Genomic DNA, 13,575 nt, shown 5'->3' with positions numbered 1-13,575 from the left:
TTATGCCATAAGGCTGTCAAGTGTAGCACGTACTGCCTTTATGAAATCCTGTGTATTTAATGTCTTTGGATTTGGAAGTGTTGTAATAAGTGCCAAATCCTTTGTCATCTCACCATTCTCAATTGTCTTGATACAAGCCTCTTCGAGCTTATCTGCAAATTCACCGAGTGCAGGAATATTATCAAGTTCGCCTCTTTTTCTCAATGCACCTGTCCATGCATAGATAGTTGCAATTGGGTTTGTAGATGTCTCTTCACCCTTGAGATGCTTGTAGTAATGTCTCTGAACAGTACCATGTGCTGCCTCGTATTCAAAATATCCGTGAGGTGATACAAGCACTGAAGTCATCATTGAAAGTGAACCGAATGCCGTAGCAAGAAGATCACTCATAACATCACCGTCATAATTCTTGCATGCCCAGATATAACCGCCCTCAGAACGGATAACTCTTGCAACCGCATCATCAATAAGTGTATAGAAATACTCGATTCCAAGTTCTTTGAACTTATCAGCGTATTCCTTATCATATATATCCTGAAATATATCCTTGAATGTATGGTCATATTTCTTAGAGATAGTATCCTTGCTTGCAAACCATAAATCCTGCTTTGTGGCAACAGCAAATTCAAAACAGCTTCTTGCAAAACTTTCAATACTGTCATTTAAGTTGTGCATACCCTGAATGATACCGTCACCCTTAAAGTCATGTATAAGTTCTCTTGTCTCGTTACCGTTGGCATCTGTATATACAAGTTCAGCCTTTCCAGGTCCTTTCACCTTCATCTCTGTTGCCTTGTATACATCACCATATGCATGTCTTGCAATAGTAATAGGCTTCTTCCATGTCTTAACATATGGCTCAATACCTTTTACAATAATTGGTGCCCTAAATACTGTTCCGTCAAGCATGGCACGTATTGTACCGTTAGGACTCTTATACATCTCTTTTAAGTTATATTCTTTTACTCTTGCTGCATTAGGTGTAATTGTAGCACACTTAACAGCAACACCATACTTCTTAGTTGCCTCTGCCGAATCAATAGTAACCTGGTCATTAGTCTCATTTCTATGTACAAGACCCAAATCATAATATTCTGTATTCAAATCAATATAAGGAGTGAGGAGTTCATCCTTAATCAACTGCCAGAGAACTCTTGTCATCTCGTCTCCATCCATCTCAACCAGCGGTGTTGTCATCTTAATCTTTTCCATGCCACAATTCCCTTTCTTCCCTATTAACATATAACCATATAAAGTGAAATCGCTTTTACAGTTAAATTGTTACATTTTTTGTGAACATTATACTTTATTTTAAAATTTTTGTAAACCCTGCGTGCTCTATTGCTTGTATTTACTTCATTTGTCTGCTATAATTCTCTTCAATGCAAATATTTCGGAAAAACAAGGAGGATTACACATGTGTGGTTTTGCTGGATTTACTGGTTACCTTGAAAACGGTAAAGATGTTCTTACTAATATGATGAACAGAATCGTACACAGAGGTCCGGACAGTGCCGGACAATATATAGATGATAAAGCATATATGGGATTCCGCCGTCTAAGCATTATTGACCTGGACAACGGAAGCCAGCCTATGTTTAATGAAGATAAAAAGATTGTAATAACATTCAACGGTGAGATTTACAATCATCAGGAATTAAGAAAAGAGCTTATTGAAAAAGGACATATTTTTGCAAATAATTCTGACACAGAAGTGCTTATACACGCTTACGAAGAATACGGTGAAGACATGTTAAACAAGCTGCGTGGCATGTTTGCTTTTGTAATCTGGGACAGTGCAAAAGAAACTATTTTCGCTGCAAGGGATTATTTCGGAATCAAACCATTTTACTATGCCGTTGTTGACGGCAATCTCGTATACGCATCAGAAATTAAAAGTATTCTTGAATATCCGGGATATAAAAAGGAAGTAAATGAAGTCGCTCTCGAAAATTACCTCACATTCCAGTATTCCGTGCTTGAAGAAACATTTTTCAAGGGCATATACAAACTCATGCCTTCACACTGCCTTACTTTCCACAACAAAGAACTCAATATCAAAAGATACTGGGAGCCGGAATTTGATGCAGATGAATCAAAGACTCTTGACGACTGGATTAATGAAATTGACGATGCAATGCACGATTCTGTTGAACACCACAAAATCAGTGATGTTGAAGTCGGCTCTTTCCTTTCAAGCGGCGTAGATTCAAGCTATGTTGCCGCAACATTTAATGGCGACAAGACATTTACGGTTGGATTCGATTATGAAAAATATAACGAAATCAACTATGCAAAAGCTTTATCAGACAAGATTAAGATTGATAATTACAGCAAGCTTGTATCAAGTGAAGAATATTGGGCCGCAATTCCAAAAATCCAATACCACATGGACGAACCGCTTGCAGACCCTGCAGCAATTGCTTTGTATTTTGTAAGTCAGACAGCATCAAAGCATGTAAAAGTTGCTCTTTCCGGTGAAGGTGCCGATGAATTCTTCGGCGGCTATAACATTTACCGCGAACCTCACGACCTTGCAGGATTCCAGAAGCTTCCTCTTGGTCTGAGAAAAGGACTTGCTGCATGTGCAAAGCATATTCCTTTCAAATTCAAAGGCAAAAACTTCTTAATAAGAGCAAGCAAGCCTGTAGAAGAAAGATTTATAGGCAACGCATTTATGTTTAACGAAGAAGAAAGAAGCCGTGTATTAAAGAATCCTACAGGAAAATATAATCACACAGAGCTTACAAAGCCTTTCTACGATAAGGTAAAAGACAAAGACGACGTCACAAAAATGCAGTATATTGACATTAACTTCTGGCTTATCGGCGATATTCTTCTGAAAGCCGACAAGATGAGCATGGCTCACTCACTTGAAGTGCGTGTTCCGTTCCTTGACAGAGAAGTATTTGATGTTGCAAGACACATTCCTACAAAATATAAGGTAAATGCACAAAATACGAAATACGCCATGAGAATGGCAGCACACCGCTATCTTCCTGATATGGTAGCAGAGAAAAAGAAACTAGGTTTCCCTGTCCCTATCAGAATATGGCTTAAAGATGAAAAATATTACAATATCATCAAGAAAGCATTTACAAGCGATGCCGCAAAGAAATACTTTAACACAGACACGCTTATCAATTACCTTGATGAGCATAAAGAAGGCAAAGCAGACAATTCAAGAAAAATCTGGACAGTATACATGTTCCTTGTATGGTACAACGATTACTTCGGCGACGGATACAACCCTGAACTGCCGGCGGCATAAGACAGTAAATTCACAGAGCATATCATTGATATATTAAGTTCAATGATATGCTCTGTTTTTCTGTATTTTGTAATATTCGTGTTGTTTAATGTAATTTATCAATAGAAATACGTGTAGTTTAGTGTGATTTTTGTTGAATTTTCGCTTGTTTTTTACGCTTTAATACCACATATCCACAACATCGAATTGATTATTTTGACATTTCAACAAAACTTTAATTGTTTTAAGATTCATGTTTTCTTTACTCATCTCATTAGTGGCAAATGTTACTTTTATAAAATATTCTCCTTCATATTCAACCACAGCAGAATCAAATAACGAAATTGAAGATTCTGCAAACGGAAATTCTGTTATATTATTTTCCTTCATGAATCCTTGGGCTTCCCATTCCTTCATTGTCTGTACTATTACAGCTTCCTGTTCATGTGTGAATGAGATTTTATGGTTATCAACAACAAATGTTGTCATTTTTTCCTGTGAACCTTTTTTGTATATATCTGTCATTTTTTGTGTTGACGCTGTTCCCGTCGTTACGATATATTCAACTGCCAGTTCTTTAATCCCGTCATTATCAATATCAACTTCCGCAAATCTGACATCTGCTTCTCTTCCTTTGGCAACACTTAACCTTGCATTGTCTATTGTGCAGCTTTCGCCTGCATATGTATAATCAACTCTTTGGACATTGGGATTTTTATCCCATACCCTGACATAACTTTCTGTTTCATTATTTTGAATATTATCACCGACGTTATTGGCATTACCGCAACCTGCAAGTCCCAATAAAATAAATGCCGCCATAAAATATACTATTGTTTTTTTCATAAACTCTTTACCCTCTCTAATGTTGCCATTTGCTCACCATCCGTGTAATTATAAATGTCACCGAAAATGTCACTGTACTTATAATAAGCTTAAAAACAATGAGCAGCAAAAGCCATCCTATAACTGACACGTTGATTTTTACGTCACCCATAAATGTAAGACTCTGCACGGGTGCCTGAAAATATGTAACTTTGTAATATCTTATCAGGTTTGTATATTCGATAATATTTACCGCCAGAGTCAGCAATAAAGTTATCAATTCCCCGGAAATCAGCTTCTTTTTGTTGACATACTTAAACCCGCCTGAACTTGAATTAATCAGTTTATCCATTGATGACTTTTTTTCAATATAAACACTTGCAAATGCTATAAGCATAACTGCAAACTGCGTTGACATTAAAAGAATAATTTCACGTACTGTACTTTGTTTACCGAATATCTGCTCATATCCTCTGTCAGACATTATATATCCGTCAATTCCCGTTTCTTTTTTTAACTTTGCAAGATATGATAATTTTTCCATCGGTTCTGCTATTTCAACAGACGAATTTGATACACTGTTATAATTGCTTACCGCAGCAAAATATTCTTCAAAATCGATTTCACCGTTATCATATTTTTTCTGTGCTTCAATTCGTTCCTTATTGGCATTGTCCGTTTTTTCAAGCACAGAATCAACATAATTTTTTATATATGTATAATCTTTTCCTCCGTGTTCTTTATATAATTTGTCATTCTGAATCTGCAAATCATTGAAAGTAACATATCCTGTCGTACTGAAATAAACGGCGGCAAATATTGCAGCCGCAATAAGCCATATTCCCTTTGACGTAAGAAGTGTCTTATGAATTTCCTTAAATAAATTGTTATAATTATTAAAAATTTTCTGATATTCCTCATTTATCTTATCAGAAATTTTTGCCATAATTCCTTTTTCTGTGTTTGGATACCTTTTAACATAAACAAGTACCGAAATCATAAACATCATAACTGACAGTATAATTACTGCTGTAATCAGCACGTATCTTAATGACACAACATGCGAAAACACATTGACATTGATGTACTCCATGTATATAGTATTAATTCTGAATAAATTACATATATTTATATATTTTAATAATCTATATATACTCTGGGATTCCGTATTTATATATATAAAATATTCAATTATTACAAATACACCTGTTCCGATAAATACATTTTTTCTGTTTCTAAACACATTCATCAACATATATATAATTGATGTTGCGACAACTACAGACAAATAAGTCAATAAAAAATCAGCAATCAGATACTCTGCTTTATTAATGACAAGCGTACACTGTCCGAATTCTGATATATTCTGTATCGGATTGTACAAGTCACCAAGCCCGCCAAATAAAATAAATGATGTAAAAGCGACAGTAATATAAAGCAAAAAATGCTGTATTAATGAAACAATAAATATATCTGCAATTCTCACAAGCCCAAGATAAGCACGTCCGTTTTTTGACATATATGTAAGCTGCCACATATTGTTATCCCGTTCTTTAAAAAGATTATTCATAAGAAGCAGCGTCAAAATTGCCGATATTCCTATAAACATCGAATACTTTGATATAGCACGGACTGCTTTGCTGTTATCTGCCGACAAATTAATATTAATCAGCTTCTCATAATCTTTTCCTGTTTTTATTATATTTTTATAAGAAAAAGATTCCGGATTGGAAAACAATCTCTGTTTTTTTAATTTTTCAGCACGGTCCACGATATTCTGTATATTTGATTTATAATTTTCTATATACTCTGTCCTGATTCTTAAATCTCTTTTGCTGTCTTCATTTATTTTATTTCCGCCCGCCGTTGCCTGAAACATAAATAAAATAATATTAAGAACTAATGCTGCACAAACAATAATTATATATTTAATATTAAGTAATCTTTTTAATTCCATAGGCAACCTCACAAAATATTACTTGACATTAATAACAGGCTCATCCACCTTATCTACATAAGCATTAATGTATATCTTATTCTCATCGTAACTTGCTTCTATATACATTCTTTTTGGAAATTCCATTACATAATCATAGTAATCCTGGTCGGAACTTGTATGAATTTTTTTACCTGTAAACCAGGCATATAAGCTTTCTCTGAAATCATTAAGCGTTACCGTATCATTCTGATATTCACCAAAAGCCTCTTTTAATGATAATCTGTCACCTTTTTCAAAAGTTTTTCCGTTAATATAACTTGTAAATGTCTCACAAAAACCATCTTCACGCGTCATATTACTGCTTCTTCTGTTCATTATGTGATATCCTGCTGATTTTGTTTCCAGCTCTGCTTCTTCGTTTTTTTCACTGCCACATCCCGCTGTGAAAATTAGAGCCAATACCATAAATGTCACTATCATTAATCTTTTTTTCATAAAACCACCCCTTTTATATTACTTCTGCCATTCAGATTCACTCCATGTGTCGGCAGTATTAATTTCTGATTTCTTTATATATGCGAGTTTATGCATACTTGCATACTTTACTTCTGTTTTCTTTCCTACTTCAAAAAGCTTATATCTGTCATCACCAAAAAATACGCTTCCCCTTGTTTCCATTGTATTTATTACATTTCCGTCCTTATCAAGAACATATAATGTTATCGTTAAATCTGCGGTTCTTGTAAACAGGCACCATCTTGTATTATCAAGATATATATAATCTTCGTCAAAAGATATATAACATAATGTCGAATTTCTTTCTGCTTTATATATAAGATTTTCTTCTTTATCTTTGATTTTATATTTATATAACCCTTCGTTGATTACATAATAATAAATTATATTATCAGAGGTATCAATTATATAATCGCTTATGTTTTTATCTATTAATTTTGTTGTTTTTCCTGTTGATTCATTGTAACAGTATAAGCCATCACCCGTCATAACATTCTGTTTTGTCTCTTTTTTAAATTCTGTTGTTGAATATGTAAAGAAAACTTTATCACCATATGCCCTTACAGAATTAAATAAAACACTTTGCTCATCACTCGTTATAATATCTTCATTTATTTTATTATCAAGTGAAAATCTTTTTATGCTTATCTGTACTGTCTCAGGCAGTCTGCAATTTCCCGTACGGTTATATACATATACACAGTCATTGTTAAATACAAGACTATAATCGTCCGCACTGTCTATAGGAACACTTCCTATATCAAACAATTCTTTTCTGTCTGTTCCATCGGAATTAATCTGCACAAGTACAGCTCGTCCCTCTGAACTGAATTTAATCATATATATATGATTTTTATAATACCATACTACCTCTGAATAATCAGAAAACACAGCAGGACAATCCGAATTTACGTGATCACACTGTGCATTATTGCACAGAGGGATTAACTCGCATGTTTCATCATCCATATAAGAGAGTATTTTACGCCCACCACTGCCAAATGTAACATAATAATATCCATACTCGCCTCTTGCTACAGAATGCACTGCTGATGAATTCCAATAAGGCTGGCTATCCTCAATATTGCCTGTAAATTCAATATCTTCTATACCGGAAACATTATTTTTTATATCTTCTACTCTCACGCTCTGTGCCGATACAGCGTCAGCCTTACCTTTTCCACAGCCTGTAAGACTCATCAGAATACCTGTAACAATAATAAATGATGCTAATTTTTTCATAGAACCCCTCCACTACACTTTATATACAAGCACCAGCATATTACTTCTGCCATTCAGATTCACTCCACGTGTCGGCAGTATTAATTTCTGATTTCTTTATATATGTGAGTTTGTACAGGCTTGCATACTTTACTTCTTTTTTCTTTCCTACTTCAAAAAGCTTATATCTGTCATCACCAAAAAGTACTCTTCCCCTTGTTTCTATTGTATTTATTACGTTTCCGTCCTTATCAAGAACATATAATGTTCTCGTTAAATCTGCAGTCCTTGTAAACAGACACCATCTTGTATTATCAAGATATATATAATCTTCGTCAAAAGATATATAACATAATGTCGAATTTCTTTCTGCTTTATATATAAGATTTTCTTCTTTATCTTTGATTTTATATTTATATAACCCTTCGTTGATTACATAATAATAAATTATATTATCAGAGGTATCAATTATATAATCGCTTATGTTTTTATCTATTAATTTTGTTGTTTTTCCTGTCGATTCATTGTAACAGTATAAGCCATCACCCGTCATAACATTCTGTTTTGTCTCTTTTTTAAATTCTGTTGTTGAATATGTAAAGAAAACTTTATCACCATATGCCCTTACAGAATTAAATAAAACACTTTGCTCATCACTTGTTATAATATCTTCATTTATTTTATTATCAAGTGAAAATCTTTTTATGCTTATCTGTACTGTCTCAGGTAGTCTGCAATTTCCCGTATTGTTGTATACATATACACAGTCATTGTTAAATACAAGATCATAATCGTCCGCACTGTCTATAGGAACACTTCCTATATCAAACAATTCTTTTCTGTCTGTTCCATCAGGATTAATCTGCACAAGTACAGCCCGTCCCTCTGAACTGAATTTAATCATATATATATGATTTTTATAATACCATACTACCTCTGAATAATCAGAAAACACAGCAGTACAGTCTGGATTTACATGGTCACACTGTGCATTATTGCACAGTGGGATTAACTCGCAGGTTTCATCATCCATATAAGAGAGTATTTTACGCCCACCACTGCCAAATGTAACATAATAATATCCATACTCGCCTCTTGCTACAGAATGCACTGCTGATGAATTCCAATAAGGCTGGCTATCCTCAATATTGCCTGCAAATTCAATATCTTCTATACCGGAAACATTATTTTTTATATCTTCTACTCTCACGCTCTGTGCCGATACAGCATCAGCCTTGCCTTTTCCACAGCCTGTAAGACTCATCAGAATACCTGTAACAATAACAAATGATACTAATTTTTTCATAGAACCCCTCCTTTATACTTTATATACAAACGCCAGCATATGATATATTAAATATATCATATGCTGAGTTATAATTCAATTATTTAATTATGATCCTGGTCAACCAATTTAAAATATCCCTCACCTTCATCATCAGCAACATAAAATGTTCCTCCAGCTACTGTCCATACAGTATTTGGTGCTCTGAATATTCTCTGTCCATATAAATCGTATGCCTGGTCTCTTTGGACATGTAAATCATATTGCTTATCCCACTGGTCAATGCCATAAACATCGACTAAGAAATCGCATCGTACACTTGTATCCAAAGCAACCGTAAGACTTGGACAATAACCATATGATGCCTCAACATCATAGTAATGCTCCTGAAGTCTATAACTTCCACTTCCATATCCTGTAGGAGTTTCAATTTCTAAAATGTACTTATGAAAGTTATTTTCCGTTTGAGGCAAAATATAATCAAAATCTCCAAAATTTTCAAAATCAGGATTACTTCTGGTCTGACTGTACTCTGTCTCACTTTTTTCTTCTTCCTCAGCCGCAAATGTCTTCATTGGCATACACATCAATAATAAAGTCATTAACAGTGCCATTACTTTTAGTAGATAATTTTTCTTCATAGGCATCTTTCTCCTTATTGTAGTAATTATTTGTTTTCTCTTAAATTAACGTTAATTTTGATGTATATATATTATCATAAAAATCTTCCAAATTTTACTAAAAGGAATAACTTACAGTTTTAAAGGAATAACTTACATATTTTCCTTCTCATATTTTATAATTTTGCGAATTTCATCTTTAAAACTTCTTCCAACTTGTATCTCTTTGCCATTTGTCATAATAACATTCTCTAGCGTCATCCTTTTTATATAATAAATATTAACAATATAAGACTGACTCACAAATATAAAGTTATCCGGAAGTCTACTTTTTTCAGCTTTTAAAGAGCCTATAAATCTATGAGTATCCTCATTTTTCACATATATATTTATATACTTTTTATCACTCTCAAAATATAAAATGTCATCATATAAAATTTTATTTATACAACTATTGCTCACATATTTATAATTCTGCACACTAACTTTATCATACAAAATCAATTCTTCTAATATTCTAGTCACTTGTTCATATCCTTTTTTTACATTTAAAATATAATACGGATGTGTTTCAAATATTTTCAAATCAAATTTATCAGCATAAGTAAAATATATAATACTTATACATTTATCATTAAGAACATTTCTAATATACTTTCCTAATTCTGATGTAACTTTACCATCATCTTTCATTTCAATAAATATAATATTATATTTATTATTTAATATTAAGTTATTCTTTGCCACCTCAAATAAATTCCAAATATCAATATCCGGCTTGATTTTTTTACAGCTAAAAAAATCAATTATATTTTTCTCTATTAATGTACAAACATTCATTTGTGTTCCAAAAATACCTATGTGGTATTTCATATCTGAAGCCCTCCTATGTATTTATCTCTTGTTGCCGTTCACAAAAATACTTTTTATATTTATAATTCTTATTAATATATTTTATATATTTTCCATTTATTTATAAATATATCCTCATACATTACTCCCCCTTCTATTCCCCTTATCTTTTTTGCATATATATCATCAGCTTTGTGTGGTTTATAATCATTGACATTCATATAATACAATTCACCTATTCCATTTGTATAAAATATGCAATCATCAAAATTGGAAATAGCATTTACTTTCTCGGAAATTATGGTTTTTTCTGTTATACCATCATATATGGTTACTAACCCCTGTTTTCTTATTACTATTTTATTATTCATTATCAGAAAACCCATAATATAATTATCTGTTTTTGTTATTACATTATCATAATTATGAATTATATCTATTCCGAATAATTTGACTGATTCATCATAATTTTTAGATTTATATATAATTTTTTCCTCATATGTATCAAGTGATTTCTCTACTATATAATTGACATTATCTTTGCTTTCCAAAAAATAAACAATATTTGATTCACTACTTCCAACAAGATTAGTAACTGACTTATTACCTTCATCTATTTCCGGTATTAGTTTATATTTCAAATCATTTTCTTTTTGATTAACATAATAATTTTTGTTTTTAGTAATAATATAATCCTTTGTCTCTACCGCTTCACTAATATCCGACGTACTCCAATATACCTGTCTTATATGCAATTCACAGGATTTGATTCTAATAAATGTACCTGTAAAAAAAGTAACAATCAATAAAACCGCCATTATAGATATTTTTATTTTCTTTGATTTATTCATAATTTATTTCCCTCATATAATGAATAACCATAATTACAATAAGACATATACATATTAAAAAAGCTGTCATCAATATATAAATATGTTCTGATGTCAACATAAACCCTTTTGTCTGCATCATAGATACAGGATACGGCATTTTATATACATCATTGGATTTTCCAAATATAAAATCCAATAACAATATACTAAAAAATGTCAATACAAATCCAAGATATGATTTTTTTGTAAGTTCTGTTAAAAAAGCTGCTATTATTTCCAGATAAAACAAAGCAAATAACCGAACCAAAAATAAAATCACAAATGCTCCCACTATCGTTAAATCATATTTAAAATTTTTCATAGAAGGAACACTCCTTATAGGAGCATTTGCAAATGTAAAATCAAAAAACACCGCCACTCCGGTAAACTCAGCAACTACTGAAATCATTTCAACTAAAAACGATACTATTATCAGACATACAATTTTAGATAACAAAATATAATTTTTTCCATAATGTGTAGTTTTTATAATTTCTTCAAGTCCGCGATAACCGAATTCCGATGAAAAAATCATTGTTCCCGCCAATATTGCTATTATCGTCAATACATAATCTATTTTTTGCAACCCAAATAATATCTGCCAGGCATTAGCTTTTATAAGCCAGCCTCCATTTGACTCATTTTTACAATAACTATAACTTTTATAAAACTGTTCAAATATTGTGCTTTGTTGAATTAACGGAAATGTTTCATTTGTAACTTCCATATATTCTTCCGTTAATAGTTCTCCATTCACTTTCTTTGACATCATATCATCATATTTATTCTGTGCATTCTGTATTTGAACCAGCATATTTTCTATTTCACTGTTTTTTTGACTGTCTAATTCTCCTCCCCACCTGCTGTAATATATATCCATATACATTTTTTGTCTGATATTTTCTTTATTGTGCTGAACTCCGGGACTTGTTACAACGCTTATTATTTTAAAAATAAAATAAACTACAAAAATCAATATGCCTTTTTTCTGTACCATAAACTTATATAACTCATAACCAATACATCTAATCATATACGTTCCTTCTTCATGACTTTTCCCGATTCAGCCTCCAGCCACCACACTGCTGTATATACAGCTATAACAATCAATAATGCAAATATCATATTATAATTTGTTTTCAACATTGGCTTATTAAAAATTCTCACAATATCATATTCTTTAAGATATAGCTGCGGTGTTATCAGACACAATATATCCGTTTTGATTTTAATATTATTGAAAATCACTAATACAATAATAAATATAACCGCCAATACACTTGAAACAAAGTTTGTATCTGACATTGAAGATGCAAGAGCAACTAATGATGAAATCACAATAATTCCTGTAATTTTACATATAAATATATAAATACAAAACTGTAACATACTTACATTTAAAGGACACATTTTAAAAGTTCTTACAGAATATATTAAATTATCAAAACCATGTAAATTTGTCACGGTCATAAAAATAATAAAATCTTCAATATAAAAAACACACGCAATTATTAATGAAACTATTACACCGGCAATAATTTTATCCCTTATAAGATGTGTTTTACCACTTGATGTACTTATAATAAGAACTGCCATTTTTTCTTCTCGTTCATTACAAAATATTCCACAATTGATAAATATAATCAGCATAATTATTATTAAATTTGAAAAGCTGTATTTAAAATATATATCCCAACCTCTTGTATCATAAAATTCATCTATATACCTGTTTGAAAATATGACAGAATAATTTTTATAATACTCAACAAAATATTTATTATCTTTTATTTCATATATTTTTTCACATTCATTCGCTTTTTTACATATATTTTCTGCCTCTGTTTTATATTCTACATTGTATTTAAATTCATCATATATCTCTTTAAATATATTATAATCAAGAAATATATATCCCGAATATGTAGTCTCATCATATTCTTTTGAATAATCACCGCTTTCTATTGTTTTTTTTAATCTTTCATATTCTGTACTTATAAAATCAGCTTTATCCTGTGTTATCTTTCCTTCTATTTTTTTATATATATTTTTTTGACATTCCGACGCATTTTTATACTTTTTACTGTTTATTCTGTCAGCACTATTAAAACAATATATTCCGTTTATAAGCATTGACAATACTACAATTACATATACTATTCTTTTGCATACAAGTTTTTTAACTTCAAATTTCATTT

12 protein-coding genes are annotated in these 13,575 nt (G+C 31.6%); 1 reads left to right on the top strand and 11 read right to left on the bottom strand.

Annotated elements, in window-relative coordinates:
- A complete protein-coding gene (locus H8S01_RS05735) occupies window positions 1-1,212 on the bottom strand; it encodes an NADP-dependent isocitrate dehydrogenase (RefSeq protein ID WP_021867222.1) in 1,212 nt (403 codons plus the stop codon).
- Between the two features lie 205 nt (window positions 1,213-1,417).
- Between H8S01_RS05735 and asnB the strand changes: the two genes are divergently transcribed.
- Window positions 1,418-3,271, top strand: coding sequence for an asparagine synthase (glutamine-hydrolyzing) (asnB, locus tag H8S01_RS05730; RefSeq protein WP_186836500.1), 1,854 nt, complete (start codon window positions 1,418-1,420; stop codon window positions 3,269-3,271).
- Between the two features lie 159 nt (window positions 3,272-3,430).
- On the opposite strand, the gene H8S01_RS05725 is transcribed toward asnB, so the two are convergent.
- From H8S01_RS05725 to H8S01_RS05680, 10 genes are all read right to left on the bottom strand, one after another.
- Window positions 3,431-4,096 (bottom strand): hypothetical protein, encoded by a 666-nt coding sequence (locus H8S01_RS05725; protein WP_186836499.1) that lies wholly within the window; start codon window positions 4,094-4,096, stop codon window positions 3,431-3,433.
- Between the two features lie 16 nt (window positions 4,097-4,112).
- Entirely contained in the window at window positions 4,113-6,032 is a 1,920-nt protein-coding gene (locus H8S01_RS05720; RefSeq protein ID WP_186836498.1) for a hypothetical protein, read from the bottom strand.
- 18 nt (window positions 6,033-6,050) lie between these two features.
- Window positions 6,051-6,509 carry a hypothetical protein gene (locus H8S01_RS05715; protein ID WP_186836497.1) on the bottom strand — a complete coding sequence of 153 codons (459 nt, stop codon included), beginning with the start codon at window positions 6,507-6,509 and terminating at the stop codon, window positions 6,051-6,053.
- Window positions 6,510-6,527: 18 nt separating this feature from the next.
- Window positions 6,528-7,772, bottom strand: coding sequence for a hypothetical protein (locus H8S01_RS05710; RefSeq protein ID WP_186836496.1), 1,245 nt, complete (start codon window positions 7,770-7,772; stop codon window positions 6,528-6,530).
- Window positions 7,773-7,812: 40 nt separating this feature from the next.
- Window positions 7,813-9,057: a hypothetical protein gene (locus H8S01_RS05705; protein ID WP_186836495.1), complete on the bottom strand. Its 1,245-nt coding sequence runs from the start codon at window positions 9,055-9,057 to the stop codon at window positions 7,813-7,815.
- An 83-nt stretch (window positions 9,058-9,140) separates the two neighbouring features.
- The gene (locus H8S01_RS05700) at window positions 9,141-9,677 is read right to left on the bottom strand and encodes a hypothetical protein (protein ID WP_186836494.1); all 537 of its coding nucleotides are present in this window, start codon (window positions 9,675-9,677) and stop codon (window positions 9,141-9,143) included.
- A gap of 132 nt (window positions 9,678-9,809) precedes the next feature.
- The gene (locus H8S01_RS05695) at window positions 9,810-10,529 is read right to left on the bottom strand and encodes a LytR/AlgR family response regulator transcription factor (protein ID WP_186836493.1); all 720 of its coding nucleotides are present in this window, start codon (window positions 10,527-10,529) and stop codon (window positions 9,810-9,812) included.
- 71 nt (window positions 10,530-10,600) lie between these two features.
- Complete coding sequence (locus tag H8S01_RS05690; RefSeq protein WP_186836492.1) at window positions 10,601-11,359, bottom strand: hypothetical protein; 759 nt, start codon at window positions 11,357-11,359, stop codon at window positions 10,601-10,603.
- Entirely contained in the window at window positions 11,352-12,413 is a 1,062-nt protein-coding gene (locus H8S01_RS05685) for a hypothetical protein (protein ID WP_186836491.1), read from the bottom strand. Before H8S01_RS05685 ends, H8S01_RS05690 begins: the two co-directional genes overlap by 8 nt.
- Entirely contained in the window at window positions 12,410-13,573 is a 1,164-nt protein-coding gene (locus H8S01_RS05680; RefSeq protein ID WP_186836490.1) for an ABC transporter permease subunit, read from the bottom strand. Before H8S01_RS05680 ends, H8S01_RS05685 begins: the two co-directional genes overlap by 4 nt.
- Window positions 13,574-13,575: the final 2 nt, after the last annotated feature.

This window comes from Lachnospira hominis (ex Liu et al. 2021) (genome assembly GCF_014287955.1).
In the GTDB taxonomy this organism is placed as follows: Bacteria; Bacillota; Clostridia; order Lachnospirales; family Lachnospiraceae; genus Lachnospira; species Lachnospira hominis.
This window is presented reverse-complemented; position numbering and strand designations above follow the sequence as displayed.